Genomic DNA, 16201 nt, shown 5'->3' on the forward strand with positions numbered 1-16201 from the left:
AGGATCATCCAGGAGCTTTTCCCGGCCCACACCCGGGCATCTACGATGCAGCGACTCGCATTCGCCTCGTGAATGTGAGGGCGGGTCCGTCCCGCGACCGCGCAAGGAGCCCCGCATGCACGTCGACCACCTCCTCCGACTCGACCGTCTGGACCTCTCCCTGGTCTGGGGCGACGAGGCGCTGCTCGGCCAGGAGATCGCCGGGGTGACCGCGACCGACCTGGAGGACCCGGAGCGCTTCCTCCAGCCGGGCGAGGTGGTGCTGAGCGGGCTCGTGTGGTGGAGCAGGGAGGGGGCGCCGGCCAAGACGGACCGCTTCGTGTCGGCCCTGCGCCGGGCGGGGGCGGTGGCGCTGCTCGCCGGCGAGGAGACCCACGGGCACGTGCCGCGCGAGCTCGTCGACGCGTGCCGGAGGCACCGCGTCGCCCTCGTCGCCGTACCCCCGCACACCAGCTTCCGGGCCGTCACCGAAGCCGTCTACCTGCGCCAGTGGGGCGAGCTCAGCCGGCACCCCGCCGACCACCGCGCCCTGCCGGAGAACGTGCGCCTGGACCTCGACCGCGCCCTGGAGGGCGGTGCGACGACCGGCGAACTGCTCGACCGGGCCTTCGCCCACCTCGGCACGCCCGCCTGCCACCTGCTCACCCCCGGCGGCCGGACCGTGGCCCGCACCGGCGGTGCGGCGGAGCTGCCCGCCCGGGAGGCCGCGGAGGTCCTGCGCGGCGGGCGGGGCACGACGCTGCGCGTCGAGGCCGAGGGCACCGACTTCGACACCTGGTACCTGCACCTGCCGGAGGAGGGGCGGGTGCCCCCGCGGGTCCTCCAGGAGATATCCGAACTCCTCGGCCGGCACCGGCGCCGCCGGGACCGGCACCGGACGGCGCGCGCCGCCGCCTCCGCCCGGCTCGTGGAGGCCGTCGGCGCCCTGCGCGCCGACACCGACCACCTGCGGTCCGCGCTGGCCTCCTGCGGCCTGGCGGGGCGGGCCGCCCACACGGTGGTCGTCGCGGCCCTGGAACCGGACGGGAACGCCGGTGCCGACGGCGTCGCCGCGCTCACCGAGGCGCTCGGCCACCTGCCGTCCGTCGCGTTCGCCGTCGCCCGGGGCGCCGGCGACGAGGCGACGGCGGTCCTCGCCCACGAGGAGGACGCGGCGGACGAGGTGGGAGAGCGGCTGCGCGAGGTGTGGCCGCTGATCCGGGCCTGCCGCCCCGAGAGCGCCTGGCGGGTCGGCCTGAGCCTGCCCGTCACCGCGCCCACGTCGCTGAACACCGCGCTCGCGAAGGCCCGTTACGCCCTCGCGGCGGCCACCGCCCTGGCCCCGCCGGTCGCCGGGCTCCGCGACCTCGGCGGGCTGGCCCTGCTGCTGGCCGGCGTCCCCGTCGACGTGCGGGAGGTCTACCGCACGACGGTCCTCGGCCCCCTCCTCGGCGCCGGGCGGGGGTCGGGCGCCATGCTCCTGGAGACCCTGGAGGCGTTCCTGGCGCACGACTGCTCCTGGACGAGGACCGCCGAGTCCCTCCACATCCACGTCAACACGGTCCACTACCGCGTCGAGCGCATCGAGACCCTCACCGGCCGGGACCTGTCCCGGCTCGACGACCGGGTGGACCTGCGCGCCGCCCTCCTCTGCCGCTGACCCGGCCGGGGCGGTCCCGTACGGGTCAGACCAGGTCGACGTGCACGTCGGTCGACTTCACCCGGGCGGTGACCGTGGCCCCGACGTCGAGCCCCAGCTCCTCGACGGCCTCGCGGGTCACCAGGGACACCAGCCGGTGCGGCCCCGACTGCACCTCCACCTGGGCGGCCACGTCGTCGGTCCGCACCCCGGTCACGATCCCCACGAAGGAGTTCCGCACCGAGGTCGGCACGTCGTCCTCCGGGACGGCGTGCAGCCCGGCGCCCCGCTCCCGGGCGAAGGCGGCCAGGGCCACCCCCTCGACCACCCGCCGGCCGGCCCCGTCGCGCTCCACGGCCAGCCTGCCCCCGTCCGCCCACCGGCGAACGGTCTCCGAACTCACTCCGAGCAGCCGCGCGACCTGCCCCATGCTGTACGACGGCATCCCCGCACTCTAGGGGGTGCCCCGGCGGATCAGGGCCGGGCAGGCCCTTGGGGGGACCTGGGCTCCCGCGTGGCCGGAGCACCGCCCCCGACCGGGAAGAACGACGTGCCGGCGCGGTGCTCACGGCGTCCCGCCGCCCGGCGTGCGTCCGGTGTAACGCCCCGTGCGCGAGGGGCGTGATCGTCCGGAAACCGGGGCTTCCTACGGTCGGGTGGGCGGGGAGACCTCCCGACCGGGAGGACGACGAGGAGGAGTGCCGATGGAGCCGGAAGGCGGGACGACGCGAACGGTCTGCTCGTACTGCGGGGTCGGCTGCGGCATCGTCCTCGACGTGGCGCGCGATCCGGCGACCGGGCTGCGGAGGGTCGTGCGGGCGTCCGGCGACAAGGCGCACCCGGCCAACTCGGGCCGCCTGTGCACGAAGGGGGCCACGAGCGCCGACATGACGGCGGCCCCGGGGCGGCTCGGGAAGGCGCTGGTGCGGGCGGAGCGCGGGGGCGAGCCGGTCGAGACGGACGTCGACGCCGCCGTCGCCCGGGTCGCGGGGCGACTGCGCGCGATCCTGGACGAGCACGGGCCCGACGCGCTGGCCTTCTACGTCTCCGGGCAGATGTCCCTGGAGGCGCAGTACCTGGCGAACAAGCTGGCCAAGGGCTTCGTCCGGACGAGCCGGATCGAGTCGAACTCCCGGCTGTGCATGGCGTCGGCCGGGTCCGGCTACAAGCTGTCGCTCGGCGCGGACGGACCGCCCGGGTCCTACCGGGACTTCGACCACGCGGACGTGTTCCTCGTGATCGGCTCCAACATGGCGGACTGCCACCCCGTCCTCTTCCTGCGGATGACGGACCGGGTGAAGACGGCCGGGGCGAAGGTGATCGTCGTCGACCCCCGGCGCAACGCCACCGCCGACAAGGCGGACCTCCACCTCCCGATCAGGCCGGGCACCGACCTCGCCCTGCTCAACGGGCTGCTGCACCTGCTCGTCGAGAACGGGCACGTCGACGAGGAGTTCGTCGCGGAGTTCACGGAGGGCTGGCAGGACATGCCCGCCTTCCTCGCCGACTACCCGCCCGCGAAGGTCGCCGGGATCACCGGCCTCCCCGAGGCCGACATCCGGGAGGCCGCGCGGTGGATCGGCGAGGCCGGAGCGTGGACGAGCTGCTGGACCATGGGGCTCAACCAGTCCACGCACGGCACCTGGAACACCAACGCGCTGGTCAATCTGCACCTCGCGACCGGGGCGATCTGCCGGCCGGGCGCCGGGCCGTTCTCGCTGACCGGTCAGCCCAACGCCATGGGCGGCCGGGAGATGGGCTACATGGGACCGGGGCTGCCCGGCCAGCGGTCGGTCCTCGTCGACGCCGACCGCGCCTTCGTCGAGGAGCTGTGGAACGTCCCCGAGGGGACGCTGCGGACCGAGACGGGGCGCGGCACCGTCGAGATGTTCGAGCGGATGGCGGCCGGGGAGGTCAAGGCCTGCTGGATCATCTGCACCAACCCGGTCGCCTCCGTCGCCAACCGCAGGACCGTCATCGACGCACTGGAGGCCGCCGAACTCGTCGTCGCCCAGGACGTGTTCGCCGAGACCGAGACCAACGCGTACGCGGACGTGGTGCTGCCCGCCACGCTGTGGGCGGAGTCCGACGGCGTCATGGTCAACTCCGAGCGGAACCTCACCCTCGTCCAGGGGGTCGTCGACCCGCCCGGCCAGGCCCTGCCCGACTGGCAGCTCATCGCCCGCGTCGCCCGCGCGATGGGCTTCGCCGACGGCTTCGCGCACGCCTCCGCCGAGGAGGTGTTCGAGGAGCTCAAGCGGGCGTGGAACCCGCAGACCGGCTGGGACCTGCGCGGCGTGACGTACGAGAGGCTGCGCGCCACCCCCGTGCAGTGGCCGGCCCCGGCCGCCGACGGTCCCGACCGCAACCCGGTCCGGTACGTGAACGACGGCGTCAGCCAGACGCTCCTGGAACGCGAGGACGGCACCCGGCCCCGACTGGCCTTCCCGACGGCGAGCGGACGCGCCCGGTTCTTCGCGCGCCCGCACCTCCCGGCGGCGGAACTCCCCGACGACGCCTACCCGTTCGTCCTCAACACCGGGCGCCTCCAGCACCAGTGGCACACGCTGACCAAGACCGGCAAGGTCGCCAAGCTCGCGAAACTGAACCCCGGGCCCTTCGTCGAGATCCACCCCGAGGACGCGGCGGCGCTCGGCATCGCCGAGGGGGACGGCGTGGAGGTCGCCTCGCGGCGCGGGCGCGCCGTCCTGCCCGCCGTGGTCACCGACCGGGTCCGGCCCGGCGACTGCTTCGCCCCGTTCCACTGGAACGACCTGTTCGGCGAGTACCTGAGCGTCAACGCCGTCACCCACGACGCCGTCGACCCGATCTCCTTCCAGCCCGAGTTCAAGGTGTGCGCGGTGACCCTCGCGAAGACGACCGCTCCCGTATCCGTCACCGACTCGAAGGAGCAGCCAGGGCCGGAGCCGGAGGAAGGCCCCGCGCCCGCGCTCGCCGCCCTGTTCGGCGTCGCGGACCTCGCCCCTCCCCCGTTCACCGAGCCGGAGCGCCGCTACCTCGCGGCGTTCCTGACCGGGCTCGCCGGAACGTCCGGGCTCGCCGGAGCACCCGCCGACGGCCGCGTGCCGGTCCTGCCCGCGTCCGCGCCCTTCGCGCCGGAGCGCGGTCTCTGGGTCGACGGGGTGCTGGCCGGGGCGTTCTCGCGGGCCGGGGCACGGGACGGGGCGCCGGCGCGGGACGACGGGGAACGGGCCGTCCCCGCGCGCCGCCTGCTGGTCCTGTGGGCCTCCCAGACCGGTACGGCCGAGGAGTTCGCCGCCACCGCCGCCGGCCGCCTCGCCGAGGCCGGACACGCCCCGGCCCTGCTCCCGATGGAGGGCGCCGACCCCGGGCGGCTCGGCTCCGACGCGGACCTGCTGGTGGTGACCAGTACGTTCGGGGACGGCGACGCCCCGGACAACGGAGCGGCCTTCTGGCAGGCGCTGGCCTCCCCCGACGCCCCGCGCCTCGACGGCGTCCGCTTCGCCGTCCTGGCCTTCGGCGACTCCGGGTACGCCGACTTCTGCGGCCACGGGCGGCGCGTCGACGAGCGCCTCGCCGCACTCGGCGCCACCCGTCTCCATCCCCGTACCGACTGCGAACCCGACCACGAGGAGAGCTCCGCGGCCTGGCTCGCGGCGCTCCTCCCGCTGCTCGCCGCCCCGGCCCCTCCTCCCCCGTCCGTTCCCGCCCCCGGCGCCGCGCGGACCGGGGAGTACACGAAGGCCTCTCCGTTCGCCACGCTCCTCGTCGGCAACCGGCTGCTCAGCCTGCCCGGTTCGCGGAAGGAGGTGCGGGAGTTCGCCTTCGACACCCGCGGCGGCGAGCTCGCGTACGAGGCGGGCGACGCGCTCGGGGTGTGGCCGGTCAACGGCACCGGCCTGGTCGCCGAGTGGCTCGCCCTCACGGGGCTCGACCCCGACGAGCCGGTCGACGCGGGCGGCGCCGGGCCCCTCCCCCTCGCCGAGGCCCTGCGGACCCGGCTCGACATCACGCGCGTCACCCCGGACCTGCTGAGGTTCGTCGCCGAGCGCTCCGGAAGCCACGACCTGCGGCGGCTGCTGCGCCCCGGCAACAAGGACGAGCTGGCGAAGTGGGGGTGGGGGCTCCAGATGGCCGACGTGATCGGCGACTTCCCCGTCCGCGCCTGCGCCACCGAGTGGACCGGGGTGCTCAAGCGCCTCCAGCCGCGCCTGTACTCGATCTCCTCCAGCCCGCTGGCCCACCCGGGCGAGGTCCGGCTCACCGTCTCCGTCGTGCGCTACGGCAACGACCGCGGCCGGGACCGCACCGGCGTGTGCTCCGCCTATCTGGCCGACCACGCCGACGACGGTCCCGTCCAGGTCTTCGTGCGGCGCTCCCCGCACTTCCGGCCGCCGGCCGACCCCGCCGCGCCCCTGATCATGGTGGGGCCCGGGACGGGCGTGGCCCCCTTCGTCGGCTTCCTGGAGGACCGCCGGGCCCGGGGCCACACCGGCCGCAACTGGCTGTTCTTCGGCGAGCAGCACGAGGCCACCGACTTCTACCACCGCGAGGAGCTGGAGGCCCATCTCGCCTCCGGCCACCTCGACCGGCTCGACACCGCCTTCTCCCGCGACCGGCGGAACAAGGTCTACGTGCAGGACCGCATGCGCGAGCACGGCTCCGTCCTCTGGTCCTGGCTGCGGGACGGCGCCCACTTCCACGTCTGCGGCGACGCGACCCGCATGGCCGGGGACGTCGACCGGACCCTGCGCGAACTCGTCGCCCGCCACGGGAGGATGGGCGACGAGGAGGCGGCGGCCTACGTCGAGCGGATGGCCGCGGACCGGCGGTACGTCCGCGACGTGTACTGAGGCGTGCGGACGCGGGCGGGGCTCAGCCCGCGGTGATCCGCAGGACGCCGGTGACCGTGCCCTGGAGGTAGGCGCCGTCCGGGGCGACGGTGCCGGCCATCTGGAGCGTGTCGTACAGGGATCCGATGCCGATCTGCTGGGAGCGGGTGACGCGGCCCGTCTCCGGGTCAATCTGGACGTAGCGGTACGGGTCGAGGACGCCCGTCCCCCTGGTGCCGGGGATCAGGGGGTCGCGCACGACGGTGTGCAGGGTGTTCGTGGCGGTGGACAGCTTCGGGACGGCCGCCGAGCGCAGGGTGGTGTCCCAGACCGTGGCGCAGCCGGTGCCGTCGGGGCGGACGTCCACCCGGGTCAGGCCGCCGGCGAAGTCGGCCGAGGAGGGGACGGACGGGCCCGCGCCGTCCGGGAGCGCGGGGTACGGGTAGCCGTAGGTGCCGGCGACGAAGACGCTGTTGCCCGCGCCGATCGGCGAGTTCTCGCTGCCGGGACCGCCGGCGGCCCGGAGGACGGGGATCGAGCAGATCTCGCCGCCGTCGGCGGTGCGGTAGACCTTGAGGTGGACGGTGGTGTCGGCGTTGTCGACGATCGCGACGTAGTCGGTGCCGGTCTTCGGACCGAGGAAGGTCGGGGTGGAGCCGCTGCCCCAGCTCAGCAGGCCCGGCTTGCGGGCCCGGCCCCGGTCGTACGCCTGTCGCCAGGCGATCCTCGGCGTGCCGTCGGCGCCCGCGGTGAGCAGGTAGGTGGCGTGGGTGCTGGTGACGGCGGTGCCCTCGGGGGCGGTGGAGATGCTGTTGGCGACGCGCTCGCCGGCCGGGAGCCGCAGGGTGTCGATCCGTCCGGTCCGGTCGTCGGCGAGGCCGACCACGCCGTTGCCGGTGGCGAACCAGACGCGCCCCTGCCAGTCCGGCGAGAGGCCGGTGACCGCGTCGTCGGCGGGGACGGCGGAGGCGAGGGAGAGGCTGCGGTCGACCGAGAGGCGCCAGGTGCCGGAGGCGTCCTTGCGGTGGGCGACGCGCAGGAGGCTGCGGCTGCCGTCCACGACGACGAGCCGGTCCTCGGCGTCCAGGTAGGCGTAGACACCGCCGAGGAGTGAGCCCTTGGTGAGCCGGAGGGTGGTGAGGGAGGAGCCGTCGGCCGGGTTCAGGAGGTGGACGGTCGGGACCTGGCCGAGGATCGGGGTGCACAGGACGACCGGGTGGCCGTCGGAGCCGACGAGGACGGTGGGGCAGGCGGAGGCGAGGGCCACCCGCTTCGAGGCCAGGGCGCCCGCGCCGGGGCCCGCCAGCGGGGTGGTGTCCGAGGAGCCGGTGTCCCCGTGCATGGTGGCGGTCCCGTCGGGGCCCGCGTACGGGTTGTGCGGCGGTACGGGGAGGAAGCTCCGCGCGGTGGGGGCCGCTCCGGCGGGGACGGCGGTGGCCGCGAGGGCGAGGGCGGAGAACAGCGCGGCGACCAGGGGCCTGCGGCGGGCGCGGGGGCGCGCGGACGGGACGGCCATGAGGAGGACGGTTTCCTTCCGGGAGGGCAACGGCGTGGGGGCGCGTGCGCGGGCGCGGCGGCCCGTACGGGCGGAGTGGTGTGTACGGGCCGGGGCGGCGGGCACGGCCGGGCGGGCCCCGCGGGTCCCCGGATCGGGAACTCCCGGGATCGCCGGGAGGAGGGAGGGATCGGTGGGGCCGGTGGGGCCGGTGAGAAGGGCTGGGTGTTACGCGGCCGGGGTCCGGCCGCGGCGAACGGCGACGCGCGGAGAGGGTGACGGGCCGCGGCCGGGGGCGGCGCCACGGGGGCGGCGCGGCCGGGCGCGGTTCCGGCGGGCGCGGAGGGCGGCGGCCGGGGTCAGCGTCCGCTACAGAGGGCGCCGGACGTGCGCGCGAGGTCGACGTGACGTCGTCGCGTGAGGGTCGTCCGGCGGCTCTTCATGTGCATGATCGAAGCAGGTGCCCGTCGGCGGGGTCAAGGCGCACCGGCCGGTGTTCCACGGAGTGGGACGGCGGCGCGGGCGGCTCCGACGCCCGTCCCGGGCACGGGGGTTCGGCCCCGCGTCACCGCGGACCGCCGGCGTCCCGCCCGCGTCCACGCCGGTGCCGTCCGTACCGCTGCTCCCGGGTGTCGAAGAGGTTCACCGCGAGGGCCGCCATGACGAGGCCCGCCGCCAGGAGCAGCCCGTGCGGGACGACTCCGCCGACGACGACGGCGGCGAGGGCGAGGGCCATCGCCGACCGGGCCCGGCCGCGCCGGTGCTCGCGGGGGCGCCGGGTGCTCCTCCACCCCACCGTCCCCCGGGACCCCACCCGTCCACATCGGGGCCGGCACCCATTTCCGCCGGTCGAACCCCTTTCCGGCCACCGAGCACACTTCCGGCCGCCATCGGGAGAAGTGCCCGGCATGCCCGTTTCAAGGAGCGTGTTCGCGGCAAGTCGCCCGGCATGATGCAGATCGGCTACACGATGATGACCGAGCAGGCCGGGCCCCGTGAGCTGGTGGGGCACGTGGTCGAGGCGGAACGCGTCGGGTTCGACTTCTCCGTGATCTCGGACCACTCCTTCCCGTGGCTGGACTCCCAGGGCCACGCCCCGTACGCGTGGAGCGTCCTGGGGGCGGCGGCGCAGGCGACCTCCCGCATCCCGCTGATGACGTACGTGACCTGCCCGACCTTCCGCTACCACCCGGCGGTCGTGGCGCAGAAGGCGGCGACCGTGCAGCTCCTCTCCGAGGGCCGGTTCCGGCTCGGCCTCGGCTCGGGCGAGATCCTGAACGAGCACGTCGTCGGCGCGGGCTGGCCCTCGGCCGGCGTCCGCCTGGAGATGCTGGACGAGGCCGCCGGGATCATCCGCGACCTGTTCTCCGGCGAGTACGTGACCCACCGCGGGACCCACTTCCAGGTTGAGAACGCCAAGCTGTGGGACGTCCCCGACACTCCCCCGCCCATCGGGATCGCCGTCTCGGGCCCGCACTCCTGCAAGGTCGCCGGGCGCCGGGCGGACCTGGTGATCGCCACGGAGCCGAAGGGGGAGCTGCTCGACGCCTTCGACGCGCACGGCGGCGCGGGCAAGCCGCGCGTCGGCCAGGTGCCGGTCTGCTACGACCCCGACCGGGAGGCGGCGGTGGCGCGCGCCCACGACCAGTTCCGCTGGTCGCTGGGCGGCTGGGGCGTCAACTCCGAGCTTCCGCTGCCCTCCGGGTTCGCCCAGGCCACCGAGACGGTCCGGCCCGAGGACGTGGCGGAGAACATCCCGTGCGGCGACGACGTCGACGCGTTCGTGGAGGCCGCCCGCCCGTACGCCGAGGCCGGGTTCACCGAGCTGGCCCTCGTCCAGATCGGCGGCGAGCACCAGGAGCCGTTCCTGCGCTGGGCGGAGAAGGAACTCCTCCCGGCCCTGCGCGAGCTCTGAGGACGGGCGGGGACGGGGCACCGACCGTGAGCGAATGGATCTTCTCCGCGAGGGTAGCCGCCGTTCCGAACGAACTGCCCCGTCTCCGACAGGAAGGGCGATCATGCTTCTCTTCTCTCTCCCCGCCGTCGCACCGCCCTCCACGCTGGCCGCCGAAGGGTCCTCCTCGCTCCTGCTGATCGTGGTCGGAATCGTGGTGGCGGCCCTGCTCCTCGGCGCGTTCTGGTGGGGTTCCCGACGGGTGGCCCGGCGGAGGCAGGCCCCCGGCGTGTCGCAGCCCCCGGCGGCCGAGGCGAAGCGGGACTCCTGGCAGCCGCCGGAGCAGTCCGAGCGGGACCAGGGCCGTTGAGGAGCGGGACCATGAGGATCTCGCCGAGGACTTCCCAGAAGGCGCCCGCGCCGACGAGCCGCGTGCTCCGGGCCCCCGGCGCCCCGTTCCGGACGGGAGGGGGACCGCTGTGACCCAGGTGACCCCTTCCACCGACGAGGGCTTCGGGGCCCCGCTCGGGTACGCGCCGGCGGACACGCCGCGCGTCTACCGGCTCCCCGGGGTGTACGCGCCCCAGGGGGACACCGCGCTGCTGCTCGCGAACCTGGCGCGCGAGGAGTTCCGGAGCGGCATGCGGTCGCTCGACCTGTGCACCGGGACCGGTGTCGTCGCGGTCGCCTCCGCCCTGCGGGGCACGCGGGCCACCGCCGTGGACATCTCCCGCGCGGCCGTCACCACGGCCCGTCTCAACGCGCTCCGGCACCGCTGCCGGGTGCGGCTCCTCCGGGGCGACCTGGAGGCCCCGGTGGCGCACGAGCGCTTCGACCTGATCACCGTGAACCCGCCGTACGTGCCCTGCGAGGACCCCGCGCTGCCCGCCCGCGGCAGGAGGCGCGCCTGGGACGCGGGGACGGACGGGCGGCTCCTCCTCGACCGGGTCTGCGAGCGGGTGCCCAGGCTCCTGACCTCCTCGGGGACGCTGCTCGTCGTGCAGTCGTCGCTCTCCGGCGTCACCGCCACCCTGGACGGGCTCCAGCGGGCCGGGCTGCGCGCCCGGGTGGCCGACCGCCTCGTCCAGCCCTTCGGCCCGGTCATGGCCTCCCGCGAGGACTGGTTCGCCGCCCGGGGGCTCGTCCCGCCCGGGACGCGCACCGAGGACCTCGTCGTGATCCGCGCGTCCCGCGCGTGACCCCCCGGCCCCTCCCCGCCGCACCGCCCGCGCATGGGCGCGGTCCGGCGGGGCAGCCGCGCAGCAGAGGAAACGAGATATCCGATGGATGGTGTGTGATGTCCCCTTCGCCGGACCCGCGGCCCGGGGCCGTGCCCCCGGCGCGGACGGAAGGCCCCGCGCGGAGCGCGCCGACCCTGGTCCGGCCCCTGGACGACGGGCCGATGCTCGTCGAGGGGCCGGTGGACGTCGTCATGCCCGACGGATCGGTGCGGCACTGCGAGCGGCCGATGGTCGCCCTGTGCATGTGCCGGCGCAGCAAGCGGGCCCCGTTCTGCGACACCAGCCACCGCCACCGGCAGCGGCGCTCCCGCCCGGCGGCCGACTCCCCGGAGGACCCGACCTCATGACCGCCGCCCCGCAGATCCTCCGTACGGCCTCCGGCGCGCCCGAGGTACCCGAGGCCCGCGGCGAGGTGTCGCGGGCGGTCCGGCGACGGCTGCTCGGCGACCCCGGGGCGCTGCCCGACGGCCCGGAGATCGCGCGCTGCGACCCGTACGGCGAGGACCTCCAGCTCGCCCTGCACCTCTGCTACGCCCTGCACTACCGGGGGTACGACGGGGTCCCCGACACCCTCGAATGGGACCCGCACCTGCTCAGGACCCGGGCGCTCCTGGAGCACCGCTTCGAGAGCGCGCTGCGCCACGACTGCCGGCACCACGGGGACGTGGACGAGGAGCTGGGCGCCCTCCTGGTGGAGCCCGCCGAGGCCACCGGCGTCTCCGCGTTCCTCGCCTCGCGGGGGGAGCGGTGGCAGGTGCGGGAGTACGCGGCGCTCCGCTCCGTGTCGCAGTTGCGGGAGGCCGACCCGTACCTCTGGGTGATCCCCCGGCTGCGCGGCCGCGCCAAGGCGGCGATGGTCGCGATCGAGTACGACGAGTTCGGCTGCGGGCGCGCCGACCGCATGCACGAGCGGCTCTACGCCGAGCTGATGGTGGACCTGGGGCTCGACCCGGAGTACGGGCGGTACGTGGACGCGGTCGGGGCCGAGACGCTGGCGGCCGTGAACCTGTCGACCCTGCTCGCCCTCCACCGGCGGCTGCGCGGCGCGCTCGTGGGGCACTTCGCCGTCGTCGAGGTGACCTCGCCGCCGGCGGCCGCCCGGCTCGTCGAGGCCATGCGGCGGACGGGCGCGGGACCGGCGGCGGAGCGGTACTACGACGAGCACGTGGAGGCCGACGCCGTCCACGAGCAACTGGTGCGCCGGGAGGCCGTCGGCGGCCTCCTGGAGGACGAGCCGGACCTCGCGCCCGACGTCGCCCTCGGCATCGCGGCGACGGGGTTCCTGGAGGACCGGCTCGGGGCCCGCGTACTGGAGTCCTGGGAGCACGGCCGGAGCGCGCTGCGGACTCCGCTCGGGCCGGTGGACGCGTCCTAGCGGGCCCGCGCGGCGGGCGGTGGGGGTTCGCGCCGTCCCGGCGGCCGCGGCCGGAAGCCCGTCGCGGCCCCGGGAGGCACCCGGTAAGTGGCCTCGTCGGCCCGGTGGCCGGACTCAGGCGGGCTTGCGCCAGACGGAGACGTGCTTCGTGGAGTCCTGGGTGAACGGGGTCCCGTCCCAGTCCGCGACGCGGCGTTCGAGCGCGAGCCCGGCGATCCGTGCCATCAGGTCGAGCTCGGCCGGCCAGGCGTAGCGGTGCCGGGAGGCGTCGCGGCGGTAGCGGCCGTCCTCGCCGTCGCGGGTGAGGTGGTGCGAGACGAGGACCTGCTCGACCAGGTCGAAGGTGTCGAAGCCGAGGTGCCGTTCGGAGACGTCGAACGGCACCGCGACCTGGCCCGGCGGCAGGAACCGCAGCGGCGGGACGCCCAGTTCGACGACGAACCGGCCGCCGGGCTCCAGATGCCGTGCGGCGTTGCGGAAGCACTCGACCTGCTCGTCCTGCGTGAGCAGGTTCGCAAGGGTGTTGTAGACGAGGTAGACCAGGCTGAACCCGCCGGGCACGGTGGTGGTGGCCATGTCCCCGAGGACCACGGGGAGCACGTCCTCGTCGGCCTTGCGCCGCAGCACCGCCGCCATGTGCGCGGACAGTTCGACGCCCACCACCGGCACGCCTCGTTCCCGGAGCGGGACGCCCACGCGCCCGGTTCCGATGGCGAACTCCAACGCCCTCCCTCCTCCGGCGAGTTCGGCGAGGAAGTCGAGGGTCGGTCCGAGGACGGCGGCCGAGGACATCCCGGTCTCCTCGGCGTCGTAGCGTTCGGCGGTCTCGCGGGTCCACAGCTCGCTGCTCGTCATGGGCGGCCACTCTGCCGGGTGAGGAGGGGCGTTGTCGACGCGTTTGTCCCCCGGCGCCGCGCGCGGCGGGCGGGTGTCAGAGGATTCCCTCCGGGGCCGGGCCGCGGTTCCAGCGCATCCGGGACCACGGCAGGGCGAGGTCCTTCCGGTCGGTCACCTCGCGCGGGGCGAGGTCCCCGATCCGGGCGGCCCCGCCGTGCCGGGCGTGGACCGTGTCGACGTAGCGGTGTCCGGTGTCGGCGGCGACGAAGAGGACCGTGCGGCCGGGGGCGCGGTCGCGTTCGTGGCGGGCCGCGAGGTAGCCGGCGCCGGTGGACAGGCCCGCGAAGACGGCGTGCCGCCGCAGCAGGTCGACGCCGCCGGCGAGGGCCGCGTCGAAGGAGATCCAGTGCAGGGTGTCGTACAGCTCGTGGGAGACGTTCCCGAAGGGGATGGAGCTGCCGATCCCGGCGATGATGATCTCGGGGTCGGAGACGTGCGCGGAGCCGAAGGTGACGCTGCCGTACGGCTGGACGCCGACGAGTTCGACGTCGGCCCCGCCTCCGGGGGCCTTGCGCAGGTAGCGGGCGAGGGCGCCCGTGGAGGCGCCGGAGCCGACCCCGCCGACGACGGTGAGCCGCTCGGTGCCGAGCGCCTCGCGGATCCGGTCGGCGACGGCCCGGTAGCCGAGGTAGTGGACGTCGTCGTGGTACTGCCGCATCCAGTGGTACTCGGGGTGGGCGGCGAGGATCTCGTGGATCCGCTCCACCCGCCGCTTCTGGTCGAGCTTCAGGTCGTCGCAGGGCTCCATCCGCTCCAGGGTCGCCCCGAGGACGGCGAGCTGGACGGCGAGGGTGTGGTCGACGGTCGTCGAGCCGACGATGTGGCAGCGCATGCCGTAGCGGTGGCAGGCCAGGGCGAGGGCGTACGCGTAGATGCCGCTGGAGCTGTCGACGAGGGTGTCCCCGGGGCGTACCGCCCGGGTGTCGAGCAGGTGGCGCACGGCGGCGAGCGCGGACACCACCTTCATCGTCTCAAAGCGCAGACAGACGAGCCGGTCGTCGAGCCGTATGAGGTCCGGCCGGCCGATCGACTCCGCGACGTGCTGGTCCATGCGGGAGCTCCTTGCTGGTCGTGAAGGTCCGGGTGACGGGGATGCCGTGGGCGTCCAGGGCGCGCAGGCAGGCGTCCACGCGGCGGTGCGGGCCGGGGGCGGCCGGGTCGAAGAGGACGCCCGCCACGGCGCCGCTGTGCGCGATCTGCACCCCGACCGCCCCGGCCCGCCGGGCGATGCCGGTCAGGACGTCGAACTCGGGGTGGCCGAGGGCCCGTTGGCCCCGGCGGGCGCTGGCGGTGGCGACCGCGCCGAGCAGGCGCGCGTCCCCGGTGGCGACCGCCCGGCGCAGCAGCGCCCGCAGTCGCTCCCCGGCCCGTACGTCCGCCTCGTCGGCGTCCTCGGGGTCGCGTACGGGCAGGGACAGGGTGTCGACGGGCGCGCCCCCGCCGAGGGCGCAGCCCACGACGGTCAGCGGGGGCAGGGCGGGGCCGAGGGTCTCCAGGACGCGGCCCTCGCGCTGGGCGAAGAGGACCGGGCGGCCGTCGAGCATCAGCGGGTCGGAGGCGGTCTCGGCGCGCACGGCGAGACGGGCGGTGGTGCCGGGGTCGAGCCGCAGCCCGTACGCGTCCGCGACCGCGCGCAGGGTGGCGAGGACGTCGCTGGTGGAGCTGCCCATGCCCAGGCCCACCGGGATGTCTCCGGTGAGCCGCACCTCTCCGCCGCAGGCGGGCCGGCCGGTCCGGCGCGCGCACTCCGCCACGGCGAGGGCGGCGGCCCCGGCCGCCTTGGTGCGGCCCGCGGGGACGACGGCGACCGCCTCGGGCGGGGTGCCCGGCCGGGGGACGAACACGGCGGCGCTGCCGGGGCCGTCCAGGGGGAGGGTGACCAGGCCGGCGCACCGGCGCCCGGAGGCGTCGAGGAAGACGCCCTGGAGGAGTTCGCCGTGGTGACAGGGGGCGGATCCGGTGCCGGTGCGGGAGTGGGCGGGCGTCGGACGGGTCGCCGGGCGGGGCGCGGGCGTCACGTGCCGTCCGCCGTCCGGTAGCGGTACAGGATCGTTTCCTCGGCGCTGAACTGGGAGAAGGGGAACGGCTCGGCGGAGAGGGCGGTGACGCCCGAGCCGAGGAAGGCGCGGGCGACGGCGCTGCCGGACTGCGCGTAGACGACGAGCGGGACGCCCCGGGCGCGACAGCGCTCCAGGAGGGTGTCGAACGAGCCGTTGCCGAGGGTCATGCCGGTGGCGACGACGGCCTCGGCACGGTCGAGGACCTCGTGCATGTCGGTGGTGACGGGGTCGCCCCACTGGGTGGCCTTCAGGTTGAAGTCGCAGGGCAGGGGGGTGCCGCCGCGCTCGCGGATGGCCGCGACCAGGGGGTTGACCACGCCGATGAGACCGACCTGGGCGCCCGGCGCGATGTCGAGGAGGCCCGCGATGGCCGCGTCGCGGGCCCGAGCCCGGACCTCGGGGGTGCCGGCGGGGAGGACGACGGGCTCGGCGTCCTCGGCGGCGCGGTGGGGCCGGACCTCGGAGAGGTAGGCGTCCAGGGCGGCGATCCGCAGCGGGCGGGGGGCCTCGCGCAGCAGGACGTCGAGCGGGGTGCCGGAGGCCTCCCGGCAGATCGCGGGGTCGATGTCCCCGGCCTCGAAGGCGCAGCCGCCGAAGGAGCCGCCGAGGCGGACGAGCACGTACTGGTTGAGGTAGGTGGTGTCGCCGCCGGCCAGGCGGGTGCCGTGGTGGATCCAGAAGACGCTGGTCGCGACGGCCTCGGCGGGCGGCGGGCCGTGAACGCCCGCGAGGACCTCCTCGACGAGCGCGTCGACGGACGGTGCGGTGGTGGCGGGTGTGGTGGGTGTGGTTCGCGTTCCGCTCATG

Annotated in this window: 15 protein-coding genes; 7 read left to right on the forward strand and 8 right to left on the reverse strand. The window is 75.5% G+C overall.

What is annotated here, in order from left to right:
- Positions 1-115 precede the first annotated feature (115 nt).
- Entirely contained in the window at positions 116-1639 is a 1524-nt protein-coding gene (locus ACFYNX_RS01915; protein WP_388656586.1) for a PucR family transcriptional regulator, read from the forward strand.
- A gap of 25 nt (positions 1640-1664) precedes the next feature.
- On the opposite strand, the gene ACFYNX_RS01920 is transcribed toward ACFYNX_RS01915, so the two are convergent.
- Positions 1665-2063: a molybdopterin-binding protein gene (locus ACFYNX_RS01920; RefSeq protein WP_388656589.1), complete on the reverse strand. Its 399-nt coding sequence runs from the start codon at positions 2061-2063 to the stop codon at positions 1665-1667.
- 259 nt (positions 2064-2322) lie between these two features.
- On the opposite strand from ACFYNX_RS01920, the gene ACFYNX_RS01925 reads away from it, so the two are divergent.
- The gene (locus tag ACFYNX_RS01925; protein WP_388656592.1) at positions 2323-6453 is read left to right on the forward strand and encodes a molybdopterin-dependent oxidoreductase; all 4131 of its coding nucleotides are present in this window, start codon (positions 2323-2325) and stop codon (positions 6451-6453) included.
- Between the two features lie 22 nt (positions 6454-6475).
- On the opposite strand, the gene ACFYNX_RS01930 is transcribed toward ACFYNX_RS01925, so the two are convergent.
- The 3 genes from ACFYNX_RS01930 to ACFYNX_RS01940 all read right to left on the reverse strand — a co-directional run bounded on the left by ACFYNX_RS01930 (position 6476) and on the right by ACFYNX_RS01940 (position 8723).
- Positions 6476-7948: a hypothetical protein gene (locus tag ACFYNX_RS01930; RefSeq protein ID WP_388656595.1), complete on the reverse strand. Its 1473-nt coding sequence runs from the start codon at positions 7946-7948 to the stop codon at positions 6476-6478.
- Between the two features lie 338 nt (positions 7949-8286).
- Complete coding sequence (locus ACFYNX_RS01935; protein WP_356542022.1) at positions 8287-8376, reverse strand: putative leader peptide; 90 nt, start codon at positions 8374-8376, stop codon at positions 8287-8289.
- A gap of 116 nt (positions 8377-8492) precedes the next feature.
- A complete protein-coding gene (locus ACFYNX_RS01940) occupies positions 8493-8723 on the reverse strand; it encodes a hypothetical protein (RefSeq protein WP_388656598.1) in 231 nt (76 codons plus the stop codon).
- A 153-nt stretch (positions 8724-8876) separates the two neighbouring features.
- Here ACFYNX_RS01940 and ACFYNX_RS01945 point away from each other — a divergent pair, with 153 nt between their 5' ends.
- From ACFYNX_RS01945 to ACFYNX_RS01965, 5 genes are all read left to right on the forward strand, one after another.
- A complete protein-coding gene (locus ACFYNX_RS01945) occupies positions 8877-9842 on the forward strand; it encodes an LLM class F420-dependent oxidoreductase (RefSeq protein ID WP_125668071.1) in 966 nt (321 codons plus the stop codon).
- A gap of 103 nt (positions 9843-9945) precedes the next feature.
- Entirely contained in the window at positions 9946-10191 is a 246-nt protein-coding gene (locus tag ACFYNX_RS01950) for a DUF6479 family protein (protein WP_388656601.1), read from the forward strand.
- A 118-nt stretch (positions 10192-10309) separates the two neighbouring features.
- Positions 10310-11020 carry a HemK2/MTQ2 family protein methyltransferase gene (locus ACFYNX_RS01955; RefSeq protein WP_365540728.1) on the forward strand — a complete coding sequence of 237 codons (711 nt, stop codon included), beginning with the start codon at positions 10310-10312 and terminating at the stop codon, positions 11018-11020.
- Positions 11021-11118: 98 nt separating this feature from the next.
- Positions 11119-11409, forward strand: coding sequence for a CDGSH iron-sulfur domain-containing protein (locus ACFYNX_RS01960; protein ID WP_388656603.1), 291 nt, complete (start codon positions 11119-11121; stop codon positions 11407-11409).
- Positions 11406-12437 (forward strand): iron-containing redox enzyme family protein, encoded by a 1032-nt coding sequence (locus tag ACFYNX_RS01965; protein WP_365540561.1) that lies wholly within the window; start codon positions 11406-11408, stop codon positions 12435-12437. Before ACFYNX_RS01960 ends, ACFYNX_RS01965 begins: the two co-directional genes overlap by 4 nt.
- A 114-nt stretch (positions 12438-12551) precedes the next feature.
- Here ACFYNX_RS01965 and ACFYNX_RS01970 read toward each other — a convergent pair whose 3' ends face one another.
- The 4 genes from ACFYNX_RS01970 to ACFYNX_RS01985 form a co-directional block, all read right to left on the reverse strand.
- Entirely contained in the window at positions 12552-13292 is a 741-nt protein-coding gene (locus ACFYNX_RS01970) for a class I SAM-dependent DNA methyltransferase (protein WP_388656606.1), read from the reverse strand.
- A 76-nt stretch (positions 13293-13368) separates the two neighbouring features.
- Positions 13369-14385, reverse strand: a complete 1017-nt coding sequence (locus ACFYNX_RS01975; protein ID WP_388656609.1) for a pyridoxal-phosphate dependent enzyme — start codon at positions 14383-14385, stop codon at positions 13369-13371.
- Positions 14306-15352, reverse strand: a complete 1047-nt coding sequence (locus ACFYNX_RS01980) for a GHMP kinase (RefSeq protein WP_388656612.1) — start codon at positions 15350-15352, stop codon at positions 14306-14308. The genes ACFYNX_RS01975 and ACFYNX_RS01980 overlap by 80 nt, the downstream gene beginning before the upstream one ends.
- Positions 15349-16200, reverse strand: coding sequence for a Rossmann-like domain-containing protein (locus tag ACFYNX_RS01985; protein WP_388656615.1), 852 nt, complete (start codon positions 16198-16200; stop codon positions 15349-15351). Before ACFYNX_RS01985 ends, ACFYNX_RS01980 begins: the two co-directional genes overlap by 4 nt.
- Position 16201 lies beyond the last annotated feature (1 nt).

The sequence above is a fragment of the Streptomyces sp. NPDC007872 genome (assembly GCF_042868165.1).
GTDB lineage: Bacteria > Actinomycetota > Actinomycetes > Streptomycetales > Streptomycetaceae > Streptomyces.